This window comes from Pseudomonas gregormendelii (assembly GCF_017114825.1).
Classification (GTDB): Bacteria; Pseudomonadota; Gammaproteobacteria; order Pseudomonadales; family Pseudomonadaceae; genus Aquipseudomonas; species Aquipseudomonas gregormendelii.
The window spans coordinates 89,571-108,192 of record NZ_JADEVO010000007.1 but is presented as its reverse complement, the minus strand read 5'-3'; the positions used below and the strand labels follow the sequence as shown (position 1 = coordinate 108,192).

At 58.9% G+C, this 18,622-nt stretch carries 16 protein-coding genes and 1 pseudogene; 4 read left to right on the top strand and 13 right to left on the bottom strand.

Translation table 11 applies throughout. The features are described from left to right. Window positions 1–149 precede the first annotated feature (149 nt). Window positions 150–1,037 (bottom strand): LysR family transcriptional regulator, encoded by an 888-nt coding sequence (locus IMW75_RS07515; RefSeq protein ID WP_205892232.1) that lies wholly within the window; start codon window positions 1,035–1,037, stop codon window positions 150–152. A 102-nt stretch (window positions 1,038–1,139) separates the two neighbouring features. Here IMW75_RS07515 and IMW75_RS07510 point away from each other — a divergent pair, with 102 nt between their 5' ends. Then, window positions 1,140–2,138: a zinc-dependent alcohol dehydrogenase family protein gene (locus IMW75_RS07510; RefSeq protein WP_205892231.1), complete on the top strand. Its 999-nt coding sequence runs from the start codon at window positions 1,140–1,142 to the stop codon at window positions 2,136–2,138. A 28-nt stretch (window positions 2,139–2,166) separates the two neighbouring features. After that, the gene (locus IMW75_RS07505; RefSeq protein WP_205892230.1) at window positions 2,167–2,484 is read left to right on the top strand and encodes a putative quinol monooxygenase; all 318 of its coding nucleotides are present in this window, start codon (window positions 2,167–2,169) and stop codon (window positions 2,482–2,484) included. A 334-nt stretch (window positions 2,485–2,818) separates the two neighbouring features. Here the strand turns inward: IMW75_RS07505 and IMW75_RS07500 are convergent, their stop codons facing one another. From IMW75_RS07500 to IMW75_RS07465, 8 genes are all read right to left on the bottom strand, one after another. Continuing rightward, on the bottom strand, window positions 2,819–4,090 hold the full coding sequence (locus IMW75_RS07500; protein WP_045057879.1) for an OprD family porin: 1,272 nt from the start codon (window positions 4,088–4,090) through the stop codon (window positions 2,819–2,821). Between the two features lie 72 nt (window positions 4,091–4,162). Continuing rightward, window positions 4,163–5,371 (bottom strand): 3-(3-hydroxy-phenyl)propionate transporter MhpT, encoded by a 1,209-nt coding sequence (mhpT, locus tag IMW75_RS07495; protein WP_045057878.1) that lies wholly within the window; start codon window positions 5,369–5,371, stop codon window positions 4,163–4,165. 85 nt (window positions 5,372–5,456) lie between these two features. After that, on the bottom strand, window positions 5,457–6,476 hold the full coding sequence (gene dmpG, locus IMW75_RS07490; protein ID WP_045057877.1) for a 4-hydroxy-2-oxovalerate aldolase: 1,020 nt from the start codon (window positions 6,474–6,476) through the stop codon (window positions 5,457–5,459). Window positions 6,477–6,486: 10 nt separating this feature from the next. Beyond that, window positions 6,487–7,422, bottom strand: a complete 936-nt coding sequence (locus IMW75_RS07485; protein WP_205892229.1) for an acetaldehyde dehydrogenase (acetylating) — start codon at window positions 7,420–7,422, stop codon at window positions 6,487–6,489. Between the two features lie 32 nt (window positions 7,423–7,454). Further along, complete coding sequence (gene mhpD / locus IMW75_RS07480) at window positions 7,455–8,261, bottom strand: 2-keto-4-pentenoate hydratase (RefSeq protein ID WP_205892228.1); 807 nt, start codon at window positions 8,259–8,261, stop codon at window positions 7,455–7,457. A 14-nt stretch (window positions 8,262–8,275) separates the two neighbouring features. Beyond that, the gene (locus tag IMW75_RS07475; RefSeq protein ID WP_045057875.1) at window positions 8,276–9,139 is read right to left on the bottom strand and encodes an alpha/beta fold hydrolase; all 864 of its coding nucleotides are present in this window, start codon (window positions 9,137–9,139) and stop codon (window positions 8,276–8,278) included. A 17-nt stretch (window positions 9,140–9,156) separates the two neighbouring features. After that, the gene (mhpB, locus tag IMW75_RS07470; protein ID WP_205892227.1) at window positions 9,157–10,110 is read right to left on the bottom strand and encodes a 3-carboxyethylcatechol 2,3-dioxygenase; all 954 of its coding nucleotides are present in this window, start codon (window positions 10,108–10,110) and stop codon (window positions 9,157–9,159) included. Between the two features lies 1 nt (window position 10,111). Beyond that, window positions 10,112–11,770 carry a bifunctional 3-(3-hydroxy-phenyl)propionate/3-hydroxycinnamic acid hydroxylase gene (locus IMW75_RS07465; RefSeq protein ID WP_152644231.1) on the bottom strand — a complete coding sequence of 553 codons (1,659 nt, stop codon included), beginning with the start codon at window positions 11,768–11,770 and terminating at the stop codon, window positions 10,112–10,114. Between the two features lie 134 nt (window positions 11,771–11,904). Here IMW75_RS07465 and IMW75_RS07460 point away from each other — a divergent pair, with 134 nt between their 5' ends. Next, complete coding sequence (locus IMW75_RS07460; protein WP_205892226.1) at window positions 11,905–12,681, top strand: DNA-binding transcriptional regulator; 777 nt, start codon at window positions 11,905–11,907, stop codon at window positions 12,679–12,681. A 150-nt stretch (window positions 12,682–12,831) separates the two neighbouring features. Here IMW75_RS07460 and IMW75_RS07455 read toward each other — a convergent pair whose 3' ends face one another. Both IMW75_RS07455 and IMW75_RS07450 read right to left on the bottom strand, forming a co-directional pair. Beyond that, window positions 12,832–13,650: a sugar phosphate isomerase/epimerase family protein gene (locus IMW75_RS07455; protein WP_205892225.1), complete on the bottom strand. Its 819-nt coding sequence runs from the start codon at window positions 13,648–13,650 to the stop codon at window positions 12,832–12,834. 2 nt (window positions 13,651–13,652) lie between these two features. Then, a complete protein-coding gene (locus tag IMW75_RS07450) occupies window positions 13,653–14,708 on the bottom strand; it encodes a Gfo/Idh/MocA family protein (RefSeq protein ID WP_045057870.1) in 1,056 nt (351 codons plus the stop codon). Window positions 14,709–15,060: 352 nt separating this feature from the next. Between IMW75_RS07450 and IMW75_RS07445 the strand changes: the two genes are divergently transcribed. Next, window positions 15,061–16,782 carry an FAD-dependent oxidoreductase gene (locus IMW75_RS07445; protein ID WP_205892224.1) on the top strand — a complete coding sequence of 574 codons (1,722 nt, stop codon included), beginning with the start codon at window positions 15,061–15,063 and terminating at the stop codon, window positions 16,780–16,782. 171 nt (window positions 16,783–16,953) lie between these two features. Here the strand turns inward: IMW75_RS07445 and IMW75_RS07440 are convergent, their stop codons facing one another. After that, window positions 16,954–17,346, bottom strand: coding sequence for a hypothetical protein (locus IMW75_RS07440; RefSeq protein ID WP_045057868.1), 393 nt, complete (start codon window positions 17,344–17,346; stop codon window positions 16,954–16,956). Beyond that, window positions 17,330–18,601: pseudogene (locus IMW75_RS07435) on the bottom strand (FAD-binding protein); the annotation flags it as partial. The gene IMW75_RS07440 and the pseudogene IMW75_RS07435, both read right to left, overlap by 17 nt. Window positions 18,602–18,622: the final 21 nt, after the last annotated feature.

Genomic DNA, 18,622 nt, shown 5'->3' with positions numbered 1-18,622 from the left:
ACAACTGCGGGAGTTTTCACACAGCCTGGGTCGGAAGCGGTCATTCATGGACGTCTGCTTTTGGCTAGAGCACTACACATAGACACGTCCCTTATAGTTCTTCTTACTCGACGCAGAGAAGTTTGCGCGCAGGTCGAAGAAGCAAAATTTTACAGTGGGTGCCCTTTGATCCATTTTTGAAGATGATCTATAAAGACTTCTACTACTGGAGATACATTTTCCCTTGACGGATAGACAGCGTAGATGCCGACAGGAGGCTCAACTATCCAATCTGGAAGAGCCTCTACAAGAGTTCCTCTCTCTAAATCTTCGCGCACATGCCAATCCATAAGTAGTGCAACGCCATGGCCGGCGATTGCCATTTGACGCACGACTTCTCCAAGACTAGAAGAAAACCGATTCTTTAGTTTGACGAGATGATGTGTATCTCCCTTCGAAACCGTCCAGCTCGAGTCCTTCCCAACAATAACTCCATCCAATGAAATGAGGTCATTTGGTTTTTCCGGAAAGCCATGATTTCCCCAATATTCGGGAGAGGCGCATATCAAACGCCGAGAAGAAGAAATTTTGCGCGCAATCAAATTTGAGTCAGGAAGAAATCCATGTCGTATCGCAAGGTTAATTCCACTTTTTGCCAGATCCATCACTTGATCCGTCGGGATAATGTCCATTATGACCTTGGGGTAGGCCCGAAGAAATTCACTCACAACCGGCGACAAATAGCTTTGTACAAATGTTGCCGACGCAGTAATTCTTAGATGCCCCTCCAGCTCAGTGCGGTTAAGAAATAACTTTTCTGCATCATTCACCGATATCAATATCTTCTGGGCATAACGGTACAAGATTTCACCGTCCGTCGTCGGACTTAGCTTGCGAGTGGTCCTGTTAAACAAGCGCCGACCCAGACGATTTTCCAGTGTAAGGAGACGTTTGCTCGCGCCCGCTGGAGTCAATCGTAAATGTTCAGAGGCGCCGCGTAAGGATCCAGACTCATAAACGGCAATGAATAAGCGTAGTTCATCAACGGAATCAATCATAAGATTCGCAACCAACAGGACCGAAACAATCAAGAACTATAGCATATTCACAACCGGCAAACGGTGCTAGTTTGGCCTTTCTCCTTGCACTGGAAACATTCAATGAAAGCTATTGCGATCTACGCTCATGGCGGCACAGGGGTCTTCACAGAAATAGATGTTGAGACTCCGGGGGTTCGACCAGGGCACGTGCTTATCGATGTTCGTGCCACAAGTGTGAATCCGGTCGATACCAAGATTCGCAAGGGCAGCGAAGGCACTGCCGGGCTGAAATTCCCAGCCATCCTTCATATCGACGTGGCCGGAGTCGTCAGTTCGGTCGGGGTTGGCGTAACTCGCTTTAAAGTCGGCGACGAGGTGTACGGCTGTTTCGGAGGTATTGTGGGTATCCCCGGCGCACTCGCAGAGCAGATGGAGGCTGATGCCGAAATGCTCGCTCTCAAACCGAAAGTTCTTTCTTTTGGTGAGGCCGCAAGTCTGCCATTGGTTGCGATTACGGCGTGGGAGGCACTTGTAGACAAAGCCGCAATCCAGCCCGACGATAACGTACTGGTTCATGGTGGAACTGGTGGTGTAGCGCACATCGGCATACAGTTGGCAAAGGTTTTAGGTGCTCGTGTTTCGACAACTGTTTCCAACCAGGAGAAAGCGGAAATTGCCCGCAGGCTGGGAGCAGACGAAATTATTTTCTACAAGGATGAGTCTCCTGATGATTATCGTCAACGCATTACCAAGGGTGATGGGTTTGATGTTGTATTTGACACATTAGGCGGGCAAGTTCTTCAACATTCCTTGCGCGTTGCAAAGCTGAAAGGCCATGTGATTTCGACTATTGGTTACGACACCTACGATCTTACGGATATGCACTTCAAAGCATTGAGATTAGACGTTGTATTTATGGCTGTATCAATTATTCACAATGTCGGGCGTGCCCATCACGGTAACATTCTAGAGCGCTTAGCATCACTAGTGGATCGCGGCCAGATCAAGACATTGATAGATAGCAGATTTGACTTTACCGTAGATGGCGTGCGAGCTGCTCACGCTCGCATGGAATCAGGCAATGCAATAGGAAAAGTCATCATCGAGCGAACTGATTAATTATCTTAAGAGCGGACGTCAGGATATTATGAAAAGTAGCGATATTGTTTCAGCTCCCCCTGTTTATGTTATTGCCAAGTTGGCTGTTAGCGAAAAAGAAGCCCCCGGTTTACTAAGTGCATTACATGAACTTGTTTGTGCGAAAAAATTGGAAGCCGGCTGCATGGAATATAGTTTGTATCGTGAAACATTTGAAGAGAGATCTTTCGTGATTCACGAGGTGTGGAGAAGTCAAGACGATTTGGATGCACATATGTACACGCCTCACTTTTTGAATTTTATTAGCCGTGTGGAGGCGCTATCAACTGTAACTTCAGATGTAAATAAAATAAGTTTTACAATCTGAAATTATTCGCTAGAAACACCTGTTGTTGGTCCGACAATTGGCGGTCCTCTGCTCTATCGGCTGCCGCTTGGCTTAATCAGCGTTGACGACCTGCAGTAATCCTGTTGCCAGTTAGCACTATAAACTGACTCGGTTTCAATAACCGCTTTGGATCTAAAGCAGGGCTCTAGGAACATGAAAATCGGTCACAACGGGCCGAAATCGGCCCGTAGCAAGCGCTGGGCGCTACCTGCAAACCAGGAATCTGGCCTATGGAGCCGGCTTGATCCAATGACGGGGTACGCACATCTTCGTGATGCAAGTATTGGCGCCTCACCGGGGAACCGGCCGGAACTCACCATAATTTCCATGTGTAATCGACATTCACCCGCAGCTCATTGTCATCCCGATGGCTGGCCTGGGGGCTGAAGTCGTTGCGGTACCAGGCGTTGCGCACCCGCAGGGCCAGGCCTTTGAGAGGCGTGCCCTGAAGCACATAGTTCAGTTCGATGTCCTTTTCGCTTTCTTTCAGGTTGCTGCCGCCCAACTTGGGCAACTCGATATTATCGCCGCTGACGTAGCGCAGCACGCCATTGAGTCCGGGCAGACCCAGGGCGACAAAGTTGTAGTCATAGCGCAGCTGCCAGCTGCGCTCCTTGGGATTCAGAAAGTCGGAGCTCAGGGAACCCTCGGTGATCACCAACGGCTCGGTGCCGAACAGGTACGGCATGCCTGTCTTGCCGCTCAGTTGCATGTAGCCGGCGCCGAATTTGTGGGCTCCCAGGCTGTACGTCAGCATCAGGGCGGCGTTGCGGTTGTCCACTGTGCCTGCTTTGGCCGCGCCGTCTTCACCCGTGATAAACAGGCGCAAGTCGCTTTTCAGGCTGCCGGGGCCCATCGGCCGATTGTCGACAACGCCATAGAAGTCCTTGCGGTACAGGTCCGCGAGTTCTGCGTGGTAGTACTTCAGCGTCAGTTGCGGTGACCAGGCGTAGTCGCCTCCGAGGAAGGAAAAGCGGTCGGACTCAGCCGCACCGTTGAAGCGCCCGTTGGGCGAGGCCACCGACATTTTCTGGTAGTCGGTGGAGTCGCGTAGGTTGATGCGGTCGAGCCAGCCGCCGTGCAGGGTCAGCTTGTCGATTTCCTGGGACTTGAGGTACGCGCCGCGAAACGTCTGTGGCAGCAGGCGAGTAGGGCTGGCGAAAGCGATCGGCAGGAACGTGCTGATGGTGCCCAATTGCAGCTCGCTTTTCGACGCCCTGACTTTGGCCGTCAGGCCCAGCTCCGAATATTCATCGGCCGGCTCACGGGTGGTGGCGCTATACGGTAGCAGGCCGGTACCGGCGCGAGCGCGTGAGGAATCCAGGCGCACACCCAGCAAACCTTGAGCATCAAGGCCGAACCCCACCGGCCCTTCGGTAAAACCGGAACGCACATTGAGAATGAAGCCCTGCGCCCATTCGCGGGCGGCGGCCTGAGGCGTGGCATTCACGTAGTTGCGGTCAAAGTAATAGTTGCGCATCACCAGATCGGCGTGGCTGTCGTCGACAAAACCGCTGGCGCAAGCCTGACCAAGGGATAAAACGCAGGCGCAGGCGCTGAGCGCCCCAAGAGAATTCCTGAGCATGGCAGTGTTCACTTTTATTGTTGTTGGAGTAAGCCCGCGCCCATCGCGACGCGGGGTGTAACGGGTAGAAAGTCAGTCGGCTTGCGAGCCGTTGCGCTGCACTGACAGGTAAAACATTGCCAGCGCCGCTATGACAATCCCCGGTGCCGAGGCCAGCATCACCCCGGCGGTGCCGGTGCCCAAGGCGAGCATCTTGCCGGCCACCAACGGGCCGCTCATGGCGCCCAATCGGCCGATGGCGACCGCGCAGCCGACGCCTGTCGCACGCACGGACGGACGATAGAAGTGCGGTGCCAGGGCATACAGCACGCATTGCCCGCCCGTCGCGAAAAAGCCGGCAACGAACCCGGCCACCAGCATGCTCTGCAGCTGACTGGCCAGACCCAGGGCGGTCAGCGAAGCGAGAATGCCGAGATAGATCAGCGCCGACAGCGCCCAGGCCGGCAAGCGGTCCATGACCCAGCCCAGCAGCAAGGTGCCGGTCGCTGCGCCAAATTGCAGCGCCAACATCACCCAGCTGGCCTGGGTACCGCTGAAGCCTTGGCCGATCAACAGGCTGGGCAGCCAATTAATCAGGATGTAGACCACCATTAGCGTGAAGAAGTAGCTGACCCAGATCATCGCGGTCGGCAGGGCCGCACCCTCGCGAAACAGGCCCCGGACCACGCCGGCTGGAGCGACGTTCTGGCCGCGCTGGAGAAACTGTGGCGACTCGGGCAGATAAAGTGCCAACAGCGGCACAATCAACAGCGGCACCACTCCGCCGACATAGAACACCACTTGCCAGCCACCGGCCAGATCGGCGATGCCAATGGTAGCTGCGAGTGCAGCACCCAACGGCACGCCGCAATACATCAGGCTCACGGCGGTGCCACGCAGGCGCGGGCTTGCCACTTCACTGCTCAGGGCGATCAGGTTGGGCAACGCGGCGCCCAGGCCCACGCCCGTGAGGCAGCGGGCAACCAGCAGGCTGTTGAAGTCCCAGGCCATGGCCGTGACCAGCGAGAACAATCCGAACAGGGCTACCGACGCCATCAATACACGTTTACGGCCGATACGATCAGCCAGCAAGCCGCCCAGGAAGGCACCGGGCAGCAAGCCGAAAATGCCGGCGCTGAAGACCCAGCCCATGTGTAGTTTATCCAGTTGGAAAGCCGCCGCCATGCCTTGGGCAGCGATCCCCGAGGCTTGCAGGTCCAGGCCTTCCATCAGGGCGACGAGGAAACACAGACCGATGGTCCGCGCCATGTGTAACGGTGTTATCACGTTTAGCGATGTCATGTGGAATACCCGTTTTATTTTTGTAGTGGGCAAAGCAAACCCGTCCGGCCGCTGCGTGGGCGACCAGCCGGGGGTGATGCGCGGTTCAGCGTTTGAGCAGATCCAGCGCCACGTCGACGATCATGTCTTCCTGACCACCGACCATCCGCCGCTTGCCCAATTCGACGAGGATGTCGAGGGTCTTGAGGCCGTACTTCGCGGCAGCGATTTCGGCGTGGCGCAGGAAGCTCGAATAGACACCGGCGTAACCGAGGGCCAGGGTCTCGCGATCGACCCGCACTGGCCGATCCTGTAGCGGGCGCACGATGTCGTCCGCCGCATCCATCAGCGTGTACAGGTCGGTGCCGTGATTCCAGCCCAGGCGTTCGGCGGCGGCGATGAACACTTCCAGCGGTGCGTTACCGGCGCCGGCGCCCATGCCGGCAAGGCTGGCGTCGATGCGGTCGCAGCCTTCCTCGACCGCGGTGATCGAGTTGGCCACGCCCAGGCTCAGGTTGTGGTGCGCGTGCATGCCGGTTTCGGTTTCCGGCTTGAGTACGGCTTTGAACGCGCGGAAACGGTCACGAATGTCCTGCATGTTCATCGCACCACCGGAGTCGGCCATGTACACGCAGGTCGCGCCGTAGCTTTCCATCAACTTGGCCTGGTCCGCCAGCTGTTCGGCCGGGATCATGTGGCTCATCATCAGGAAGCCGACGGTGTCCATGCCCAGCTCGCGGGCGTACTCGATGTGTTGTTTCGAGACATCCGCTTCGGTGCAATGGGTGGCGATGCGTACCACCCGGGCACCGGCGTTGTACGCGGCTTTCAGGTCATGAACCGTACCGATGCCGGGCAGCAGCAAGGTGGTGATTTTGGCGTGGCTGATCACGTCGGCGGCGGCTTCGATCCATTCCAGATCAGTGTGCGCGGCAAAGCCGTAGTTGAAGCTGGAACCTTGCAGGCCATCACCGTGGGCAACTTCGATCGAATCGACCTTGGCCTTGTCCAGAGCGCGGGCGATGTCCTGCACGTTCTGCAGCGAGTACTGATGGCGAACCGCGTGGCTGCCATCGCGCAGGGTCACGTCGGAGATGTAGATTTTTTTGTCGGGATTAAAGGTCATGTCGGTCTCCTCAGGCGTTGAGCATCGACTGCGCCATGCGCTCGGCAGTAGCCAAGGCAGCGGAGGTCATGATGTCGAGATTACCGGCGTAAGCCGGCAGGTAATGGGCTGCGCCTTCGACTTCGAGGAACACCGAGGTCTTGAGTCCGGAGAAGGTGCCGAGGCCCGGTATGTGCAGCGGCGCGTCTTCGGGGATGATGTCGAACTGCACTTTCTGCTTGAGGCGATAGCCCGGCACATAGGCTTGCACCGCCGCAGCCATTTCCACTATGGACGCCTCGACCAGCGCCTGGTCGGCCGCTTCAGACAGCACAAACACCGTGTCGCGCATCATCAGCGGCGGCTCGGCTGGGTTCATCACGATGATCGCCTTGCCCTTGGCGGCGCCGCCGATCACTTCGATGGCTTTAGACGTGGTCTCGGTGAACTCGTCGATGTTGGCGCGGGTGCCGGGGCCGGCGGACTTGCTGGCGATCGAGGCGACGATTTCGGCGTAATGCACCTTGGTCACGCGCGATACGGCCGCGACCATCGGGATCGTCGCCTGGCCACCGCAGGTGACCATGTTGACGTTGAGCTGATCCAGATTCTGCTCCAGATTCACTACAGGCACGCAGTACGGGCCGATGGCTGCCGGGGTCAGGTCGATCAGGCGGATACCAGGTTTGATCGAGCGCAGGAAGGCGTCATTCTTGACGTGGGCACCGGCCGAGGTGGCATCGAACACGAAGTCGATGTCCTTGAAGGTGTCCATACGGGTCAGGCCTTCAACGCCTTCATGGGTCACCGCCACGCCCAGGCGCGAGGCGCGGGCCAAGCCGTCCGAGGCCGGGTCGATGCCTACCATCACCGCCATTTCCAGATGCTTGGCGTTACGCAGGATCTTGATCATCAAGTCGGTGCCGATGTTGCCGGAACCGATGATGGCGACTTTGAGTTTATTCATTGTTATTGCCTCATGTGCACGCAAGTCGCCGATCACTCGGCGCTACTGTCTACCGTGAAGTCCACACCGACTCTGCCGATGCCTTCAATTTCAGCTTCGAAACGATCACCACCGGCCACCGCCACCATTGGCCCGAGTGCGCCGGTCAGAATGATGTCGCCCGCCCGCAGCGGATCGCCGAGGCGAGCCATGGTCCGGGCCAGCCAGACGGCCGCGTTGAGCGGATGCCCGAGGCACTCGGCGCCGCTGCCGCTGGAGACTTCTTCACCATTGCGGGTCATGCGCATGCTGGCTTGGCGCAGGTCAAGTCCGTCGATGCGTCGAGCCGGCCCCCCCAATACGAAGCAGCCGCTGGAGGCGTTGTCCGCCACGGTATCGACGAAGCGGATGTTCCAGTTCTGCACGCGGCTGCCTACGATTTCCAGTGCCGGGACCACCCAGCCAGTGGCCGCCACTACGTCGGCAAATGTAGTGTCCGCGCGGGGTAGATCGCGTTCGAGGACCAAGGCGATTTCGGCCTCGATCTTCGGTTGCAGTACGCGGCTCACCGGCACGCTTTCGTTATCGCCGTAACACATGTCGGCGAACAGGGTGCCGAAGTCTGGCTGGTCGACGCCCAACTGCGCCTGCACCTTTGGATTGGTCAGGCCGATCTTGCGGCCGACCACGCGACGGCCGTTGGCCACGCCGTGGTCGACGTTGAGGCGCTGAATGCTGTAAGCGGCTTCGGCGTTGTTTTCGCCGATCTGCTCGCGCAGTGGCCCGATGGCTTCGCCGTGGGCTTCGGCCTGGCGCAGGTCAGCGGCGAGCTGTCGCAGTGTGTCTTGAGTCAGGTTCATGTCGGCCTCGGTGTTCAATGGGTCAGGAAGTCCAGGACCATGCGGTTGAACTTCTCGGCGTGTTCCCACTGCGCCCAGTGGCCGCAACGGTTGAACACGTGCAGTTGCGCTTTGGGCAAGCCGGCCAGCAAGCGCAAGCCGGTGTCCATCGGCACGAAGCGGTCCTCACGGCCCCAGACGATCAGGGTGTCGGCGGTGATTTCGTGCAGGCGGTGGCTGAAATCCGGAAATTGCTTGGGGTTGAGAGTGCTGCTCTTGACGAAGTTTTCCAGGTGATCGCGGCGCGCCAGAATATTGTCCAGGCGGGTCTGGAACATTTCGTCGGTCAGGCCACTGGCATCGAAAACGAAGACGTTCATCATCTTCTTCAGGTTCTCGATGGTCGGCTCGCGGTACAGCGCGCCGATCAGCTTGATGCCTTCAGTGGGCTGGGGAACAAACGCGCTTGGGCCGCCGGTACCGCCACCCATCAGGATCAGTTTGCCGATCCGCTCAGGATATTCCAGGGCGAAGGCGACTGTGCTGTGGGCACCCATCGAGTTGCCGATGAGGTGTACGCGGTCCAGTTCCAGCACATCGAGCAGGCCCTTGAGCGCTTGCGCATTGAGGTTCGAGCGCGAGCCTTCGCTGACGATCGTGTCGCTTTTGCTCCAGCCTGGGCAATCCATCAGGATCACGCGGTAACCGGCATTCAGCAGCGGCTCGATATTGCGATGGAAGTTGGCCCAGCCGCTGGCGCCCGGGCCGGAGCCGTGCAGCATGACCACGGTTTCGGCACCTTCGCCAACGTCGTTGTAGTGCAGTTGCAGGTCCAGATCGCCTTCCTTGATACGGGCAAAGCGGCTGGTGGAAGCTTCGGTAAATGCAGTGGCTGTCATGGCAGTGTTCCTTGAATTCAATGGTGGTTGTTCAGCGGCTGTGCGCCGAGGGCGGCGAAGCCTGCAATCCACTCGGGAATAGGACGGTAATAGCGACCTTCGGTTTGATACGGGCCGAAGGCATTAAGGGCGGCGAAGGCGGCGACCCAGGTTTTCACTTCATGTGTGGACTTGCCGGCCAATACCGACAGCTCGTCATTGCCCAGCGCATCGAGGTCGCTCAGGCGGCCCTGTTCAAGGGTGTCGAGGAACTGCTGGTCCCAAACCGGATTTAGCGGGTGCAGACTGCGTTGGTCTTCAACGAAGTCCCGGGCAGCCTGGATGACTCGTTCCTGGCGCGCCTGTCGCTCATCAGCTGGCAATTGGCGACCGCTGCCCATCAACCGATCGGCCATGCGCGCATCGACTTTGGCCAGTTCCGGCACCGGAGGTTGATGGGACAACCCTCCGGACGCCAGAAACAGCACGCGTTTGTTCAGCGACTGCGCCCACTGGCCAATCGATTCACCAAGCAGACGGGCACGCTTGAAGCCGGGCAGGGGCACGGCGACCGAATTGATGAACACCGGGATCACCGGGCAACCTTGTAAGCCACCCAGCAATAGTTCCAGCGGTTGGGCGAACGCATGGTCGACCTGCATGCGATAAGACACAGCGGCGTCGATACCGGCATCCAACACCGCCTGGGCGCAGGATTCAGCCAGCGCTTTGGGCACGTCCAGGGGACCGGCGGCGGTGTCGAAGTCGCCGATGGCGTCGGCCGCCATGCCGATGCAGAAGGCCGGCATCATGTCGTAGAAAAAGCCGTTGTAGTGGTCGGGGCCAAACAACACGACCAACTCCGGGTCGAAGCGGGCGATGCGTTCACGGGCATCGCTGATCATGCCATCGACCTCCGCCAGCACGTGTGGCTCTGGGTCTACGTAGCCCACCAGTGGTGTGTGAGACAAGCAATGCAGATAGGCATTCATCTCAAGCCACCTTGCTGACAACAGCTTTCGCAACCGGTTGCGGCAGGACTTTGAGCGCCCGGGCCAATTCATCGCAGGCTTGGTCAACGGTTTGGGGGATGGCCAGGCCGGCGAGGAAGCGGTCTGGACGCACCAGGGCGATGGACGAAGTGCCGCGAGCGAACCATTCCTTGAGACGACCGGTGCTGTCTCCGACGCGGATCACGTCGGGGCCGGCATCACTCGGTGCTCTGAGCTGCACATCCGGCAACACTTGAATAAAGCGGGTGCCCAGGGCTTTCCATTGCTTAATTTGCGCCGGCGTCAGGCCCCAGGTCGGATCGCAGCCCCAGGCGATAATTGCAAAGTTTTCGCCGATCACTTCATCCAGCAACACAGTGGTGCCGGCGTCAGTCAACACCTTCGGCTGAATGAACATCTTGCCTACCGGCGAGCCCCTTTCACTCGGCACGATCAAGGCGCCCCGGGTGTATTGCGGCATGGGTTTGAAGCGCATTTCCACGAAGTAGCGTTTGACTGGCGGCAGGTAGTTGAGCAGCCACGACACGCCATCGCGCAGGGTGCCTTGCCAGCGTTTCGGGGGGGCCAACACGTGGCCGGCGAGCACGGAAAGATTGATCATTGCCTTGGCGTGGTCGCGGCGCTCCTGTTCGTAGCTGTCGAGCAGGCTGTCGGCCGCCAGCCCCTTGATCACCAGCGACAGCTTCCACGCCAGGTTCGAGGCATCGCGCATGCCGCTGTTGTACCCCTGGCCTTGCCACACCGGCATGATATGCGCGGCATCGCCTGCCAGCAGCACCCGGCCCTGACGGAACCGACCGGCCAGACGAGCGTTATGGGTATAGACGCGGCTGCGGATCAACTCGATGTGGTCCGGGTTCGGCAACACCTTGGCCAGTAGCTTGCGCATGTTCTCGGGTTTGCTCAGCTCTGCCTCTGTTTCGCCGGGCATCACCATGAACTCGAATCGACGCACGCCATGGGGCAGGGCGGCGGACACGTAAGGACGCACGGGGTCACAGCATAGATAAACATGGGGCGTGGCCAGCGGGTCGTTGGCAATGTCGACCACGATCCACTGATTGGGTGCGGTCTTGCCTTCGAAACTGATGTCCAGGCTGCGCCGCACCAGGCTGTTGCCGCCGTCGCAGCCAATCAGGTACTTGGCCTGCAAGCGTTCGCCACGACCCTCTGAATTTTTGAGGGTGAGCGCCACTCCACTGTCGCTTTGCTCGAAGCCTTCGAGTTCGCGACTGAATAACACCTTGACGTTGGCAAAGCGCGCCAGACCTTCGAACAACACACGGTCGGCCAAGGGTTGAATGAACGCGTTGCGGCGTGACCAGCCGAACTCGTCGGTTTTCGGCTGAATATCGGCAAAGCAGCGACCCTTGGGCGTCAGGAACCGCATGGCGTGCCACGGCGTGGTGTGCGGCAGCACGTTGTCGGCCAATCCGACTGCTTGAAAAGTACGCAGGCTTTCGTCGTCCAGACCGATGGCGCGGGGATAGTCGATCAGTCTCTCGAGCTTTTCCACCACGGTGACGTTCACGCCACATTGACCCAGATAGTTGGCGATCATCAGGCCAACCGGGCCGGCGCCGATAATCGCGACATCGGTGGTCAGGTCCAATGAGGAAGGAGTGGGTGCAGAACTCATGGTCATCTCCGTACAGCGCTTTTGGATTTCTTATTGGGCCCAGTATGGAAATCACGGGGCTGGTCGACAACGACAACCCTTGTTAGTGTGCACTGGGTGCACATGATTGATTTGCAAAGATAAAGGATCCAGCCATGAGCGAGACCGAATACAAAGCCGTACGTGGCCTGATGCGAGGTTTGGCACTGATTAATGACTTGAACCGCTTCGACGGCGGCGCCAGCACCGCGCAACTGGCTGAGCAGAGCGGGCTGCATCGCACCACCGTGCGCAGGCTGTTGGAGACCCTGCAGGCTGAGGGTTATGTGCGGCGTAGCGAGTCGGATGACAGTTATCGTCTGACGTTGAAAGTGCGCGAACTCAGTGAAGGTTTTCGCGATGAGCAATGGATTTCCTCCATCGCCGCGCCCTTGCTCGGAGAGTTGTTGCAGGAAGTCATCTGGCCCACCGACCTGTGCACGCTGGACGGCGATGCCATGGTCATTCGCGAGACCACTCATCGCTTCAGCCGCCTGTCGTTTCACCGCTCCATGGTGGGTCGGCGCCTGCCCTTGCTAATGACCGCGACCGGGCGTGCGTACTTTGCGTTCTGCCCACCCGCCGAGCGGGAAGAGTTGATCGAATTGATGATCAGCCGCGAAGATGAACAATCGGTGCTGGCCGCGGATCGTCGTTTTGTCGATCGGCTGGTGGAGCACACGCTGGCCAAGGGGTATGGCGAAAACAACTCGCACTGGGGCCTGGAACGCAAGATCGCCGCCATTGCTATCCCGGTCATGCACGAGGAGCAGGTGATGGGCTGCCTGAATCTGGTGTACATCGCTAAAGCGATGCCCATTGAGCAAGCCGCTCGTCGCTACTTGCCGGCGATGCAGGGCGTAGTGAAACAGATCCAGGCTCAATTGGGCTGATGTTGCCTGTTTGGTCAGGGTCGGGTGGTGGGGAGCAATAGCCAGCCAAGCAGGCTGGCGTACACCTTTTGGCAATAGCTGATCGACACCGGAAGCGGGGCGCTAATGGTAATTGGGGGCCCATGTTCATAGTGAAAAACTTCACGGGAGCTAAGTCAGTCGCGCTAGCAATTGAAGGGTTTTACTCAATGCCATCTCCGCCCGTTCCAGCCCACTCACGCCCTGCTCCAGCAGTTTCGCGGTGGGAATCTCCAGACTCAAAGGTATGTCAGCCGGCAGACACCGCAACAGCCCTGGCAGATCACAATCGCCATCGCCTGGAAAACGCCGTTCATTACGCGCCTGCCGTAAGACCTCGGCCATGTCTGCAGGCCGGGGACCCGCTACGTCACACAACTGCGCGTACCGCAAGCGCGAGGGGGCAACCCTGGCCAGATCTTCCAGCCGTGACCCAGAGCGATCGAAGTGAAACGCGTCGACCAGCACTGCTGCGTTTTCACGTTCGGCCTTTTCAACGATGCGCACGGCTTGCTGCAGATCACGCGCGTCGGTCCAGGGCATGAACTCCAAGTGCGGATGCAGTCCGTAGGGCGCTGACAGATCGCATAGCCGGGCAAAGTTTTCTGTCAGCCGCTCCTCGTCAGGATCGTTACCAGCCACCAGCAACTCACTGGCACCGAATTCGGCTCCCACTGCCAGCACCCGCTCGAAATCATCAACAACGGTGTCCGGTTTAAGCCGCAGGATTTCAATATCCAGGACACGAATGCCGGTATTGCGCAGACGTGCCAAGGTTTGGCGCCGCAGATCGGCATCGGCGACCAACGCAAAATGGTGTTCCTCTGGGGTCGCCGGCAACAGGCGCAAGCCGACATGACTGTAACCGGCCCGCGCCGCAACTTCGACCATGTCCGGCGGTGACAACTCCAGCACAGTCAGACTGGCCAGGGAAAAAATTCGTTCACTCATGGTCAACCCTCGATCAAGGCGGGTGCGCAGGCGCGCCCGGTTTCAGCGGCTTGGCGAATCGCTTCGACCAGCGCCAGGGTGCGGGCTGCATCGGCGGCGCTGACCAGCGGTTCGGCCTCTCCACGCGCAACGCGCACGAAGTGCTGCAGCTGCAAGCGCAGCGCTTGATCGACACTGCAGGGCTCGTTAGTCGGCACCAAGGGTTGATGCCATCCACCGTCCGCTTGCGTGTAGTGCCAGCGTTTGAGCTGCGGGATACTCAGCGCTCCCGCAGTGCCCGCAAGCAAGTAGCACGGTTGGTCGGCTTGGCGTGGATATACCGGGTTCTCTCCGGAACCCAGCTCCCAGCTCCAGGGTGCCGCCACCGCATCGGACCCGGTCAGACTGCCCAGCGCACCGTTTTCGAATTGCAGAAGCACGGCCGCGCAATCCTCGTTGGCAAACCCACGCACGGCGTTACTGGTGATGGCCTGCACCTGGCGAACTTCGCCGCACAGATGCCTGAGCAGATCGAGATCATGGATCAGGTTAGTCAACAACATGCCCGCACCGGGCTCGCGGCGCCAGGCTGTCTCGAAATAACTATCGGGTTTGCGCAATTGCCAGAGCGCGGTCACGGTGCTCAACCGCCCTAACGCGCCGCTGTGGACAAGTTCATGAGCGCGCACGATCAAGGGATTGTGGCGTCGATGATGGCCGACCAACACCGCAACGCCGCTCGACTTCGAGGCAGTCACCAGCTCACGGGCCTCATCCAGGTGCACGCTCACCGGCTTTTCCAGCAACACCGGGACGCCGGCAGCCAGGCAATCGAGCGCGGTGCTGACGTGCAGCGCATTCGGGTTGGCGACAATGACGGCAGCAGGCTTTACCTGCTCCAGCATCTGACGATGATCGGCGAAATATTCCACACCCCACTCCTTCGCGAGACCCGGTGCTTGGGGCCCGGGGTCGGCCACTGCACACAACGTCGCTTCAGTCAGATTTTTTAGATGCTGGTAATGCTGCTGGCCCATGGTGCCAGCACCGATAAGGGCTATTCGAAGGGGCAAACTCATGCAGCGGTCCTCTTGTGGTTATTGTTGGAAGTTGGATTTCAACAATTTAGAACCTGATTCCATTTTCTTACACAAGCGTACTTTGAAAGTGTTCGAACAGCGCACACCTTTGATAAGGCCAAATGCGTGTGGGACTTGCTCGCGAGTGCGGTGGGTCATTCAACTTAAATGTCGACTGACACGCCCTCTTCGTGAGCAAGCACGGTCTCGCGAAGGATTTTCGCAGGCGAGCGAAATCTGAACTAGCTGTCCGATAACCGCCCATTTTGCGGGTCAGCAACTTGCCGCCCAGTTCCGCCTTACTATATTTTCCGGAATCAAATTCCAATAAATAAGCATCGGAGCTCAAACCATGCGTGTCCAACCGTACTGCCTCCCCGACATCGACTGCGATGTACTAATCGTCGGTTCCGGTGCAGCCGGCCTGGCAACGGCCGTGACGGCGGCATGGCATGGCCTGAAAGTGATAGTGGTGGAAAAAGACCCGGTTTTCGGCGGCGCCACAGCTTGGTCCGGTGGCTGGGCGTGGGTACCGTGCAATCCCTTGGCCCGACGGGCCGGCATCGTTGAAGACGTTGAACAACCGCGCACCTACTTAGAACATGAACTGGGCGATCGGTATGACCCGGCGATGATCGATGCCTTCCTTGAGGCCGCACCGCGCATGGTGGCGTTCTTCGAACAACACACCTCGCTGCAATTCGCCGACGGCAACGCGATTGCCGACATTCATGGGGACACGCCGGGGGCCGGTACCGGCGGGCGTTCGGTGATCGCCGCGCCCTATGACGCGCGCAACGTCGGCAAGCTGCTCAAGCGCCTGCGCAAAACCATGCGCGAAACAGCCTTCATGGGCATGCCGATCATGGCGGGCGCAGACCTTACCGCGTTTCTCAACCTGACCCGCTCTTGGTCGGCGGCCTGGCACGTTACACGGCGTTTCACTCGCCATTTGCTAGACCTCGCCGTGCATGGTCGGGCGATGCAACTGGTCAACGGCGTGGCGCTGGTAGCGCGCCTGGCGAAATCCGCCGACGATCTTGGCGTGCTGCTGTGGGAATCGGCACCGGTTACCGAGTTGTTGCGCGAGAACAATCAGGTTCAGGGCGCCGTGGTTCGCACCGCCAAAGGTTCGATTCGCATCAAGGCTCGCAGGGCGGTGGTGCTCGCGGCCGGCGGTTTCGCCAATGATATCGAACGGCGCAAGGCCCTGTTCCCCCGCACACCGACCGGACACGAACACTTGGCACTGCCGCCCCTCGGCGTGTCTGGCGATGGCCTGCGGCTGGGCGAGAGCGCCGGCGCCCGAGTCGACACCCAGCAGGTGTCGCCTGTGGCCTGGGCACCGGTTTCACGAGTGCCACACCGCGATGGCAGCAGCGGCCATTTTCCGCACATCATCGAGCGCGGCAAGCCGGGGATCATCGGTGTGCTTAGCAACGGTCAGCGCTTCGTCAACGAAGCCAATGGCTACTACGACTATGTGACGGCCATGGTCGCCTGCTCCCCGCCCGGCGAAGCAGTGGCCTCTTGGTTAATCTGCAGTCATGGCTTTCAGCGACGTTATGGCTTGGGTATTTCTCGGCCGTTTCCGGTACCGCTGTCATCCTTCATCCGCAGCGGTTATCTGAAAAGCGGCAAGACCCTGGAGGAATTGGCACTGGCCTGCGGCATCGACCCAGTTGGCTTGCGCACCACCATGTCGGACTACAACCGCCACGCGCGCAATGGCCAGGACCCGCAATTCGGCCGAGGCTCGACGCCCTACAACCGCAAACAGGGTGATGCGCTGCAGCAGCCCAACCCCTGCGTCGCGCCTATTGAACAAGGGCCGTTCTATGCCGTGAAAGTCGAACCGGGTTGTTTCGGCACTTTCGCCGGGCTCAAGGTCAATCAACACGCCCAGGTCCTCGACGACTCGGGCCGGGCCATCACCGGCCTGTATGCGGCGGGAGGTGACATGGCCAGCATCATGGGCGGCCACTACCCCGCTGGCGGTATCAACCTGGGGCCGGCGCTGACTTTCGGCTACATCGCCGCGCGCCATATCGCCGGCATCACTACTTATGAATAAGAGATCGACCGTGACGCACATCGTTATTGCCCAGGGTTTGAAAGCCAACAGCGACGCCAACCAATGGCCAATCAGCCCTGGAATAGTAAACGTCATCGACGGCGTAACAAGCTGACTGGAAGCTCACCCACCAACGGTGGCTCTCAAGATCATTGCATGGCCGTTTATTTGCTAGAAAAAATCAGCAACCACGAGCGTTTTTTCAGTCGCAAAAGTTGACTCGTATATTGCTTCATGAGGGGCTCCACGAGCCAACCAAGCGCTAGCGTTATAGACACGTGCCTTGCTGAAAAACGATAGGTGCAACTCGTCTCCGCGCTCAAACAGTTTGAATTGCTGCTCCTCCATTTCGGCGAAAAGGTCGTCGAATAGCTCTGGGTCTCTTTTTGAGAGTGCGACAACTATATCGGCCCTGTTCAGGCCAGCTTCATTTGCTGCCCACAAGACGATACGAGTTGCCACATCCATTTTTTTGCTTGGGATGCTCGTGTCCAATGCATGTTGGACATCTGGGTAGCTGGACGCCAAGCGTGAAGGCATTGCCTTGCTAGGTGTATTTTTCATTGCAGACTCCCGATAATTTTTCTTGATCACTTCGCATACGCTCATCTGCCCCGGCGATTTCTTCTGCCTTGGAAAAGCTCATGTCGACCGGCTGATTTCCTTCGTCTGCCTGACCGGCAAGAACTCTTGCGGCGATGTAACCGAAGGTCATTCCAGGACCGAGCGTGATGCCGCCGCTTGGGTAATGGCCGTTCATGATGCTGTTCATGTCATTGCCTACGGCAAATAGCCCCGGGATCGGCGCGCCGTGTTCATCTAATGCGCGGGCACAGGCATCGGTGTTCAGGCCGGCGAAGGTGCCGAGGCTGCCGGGCACCAGCTTCACCGCATAGAACGGCCCTCTGCGTAGACTGCCGAGGGACGGGTTTGGCCCATGTAAAACTTCCCCCTGTGCTCTGTTGTACAACGACTCACCACGGTGAAATAGTGGGTCGTGACCGAGTTCCGCGCCTAGGTTGAAAGCGCTAACGGTCTCTTCGAGCTGCTGCGCATCGATGCCACATTGGAGTGCCAGTTCGACCAACGTCGGGGCTTTGAACAGATAGCCCTCGCGCACATACCTGGCGGTCGGAAACGGAAAGGGTTTGGACCAGCCCAGTCCATAGCGACGTTGTGTGCGGTGATCGCAGATCAGCCAGGACACAGGGCATTCTCCAGGTTCCGTGGCCTCAAACAGCGCGCACATGAAATCGTGGTAGGAGTCGGCCTCGTTGACAAAGCGTTGGCCATTTTGGCGCACGGCGATGAATCCGGGTTTGGCTCGTTCCATCAGGTGCGCAAAACCGCTGAAACCGCCATCTTCACGCGGCACTCGGGACACCGGTGCCCACGCTGCAGCATGGGTCAAGTCGGATTCCACGCACGCTCCGACGCTTTCGCCAAGGCGCAAGCCATCGCCGGTATTGCCTTTGGGCGCTGCGCTCAAATGTTCGGTGCCATTGGGGGCATGCCCGAACAGGCGGGCGATGCGCTGCTGGTCGTGGGGAAAACCACCGCAAGCGAGCACCACGCCTCGTCGAGTGCGGATCTCGATCAGGCGCCCGGCAGATTCGACACGAGCTCCGAACACGCGCTCACCGTCACGCAGCAGTTCGCGTACGGGCGTGTCGGTCAGCAGGCGAACTTTACGATCCAGCGCGCTTTTCAGCAGGCGGGCAACCAGTGCGTTGCCGTTCACCAGGTGCAGGCCCCGGCCATGAAACAGCAGGTCGCGGGCATGGCGCAACAGTCGCTTGCCGGCGTAGAGCAATGAGGTCAAAGCGGCCAGTACGACAAC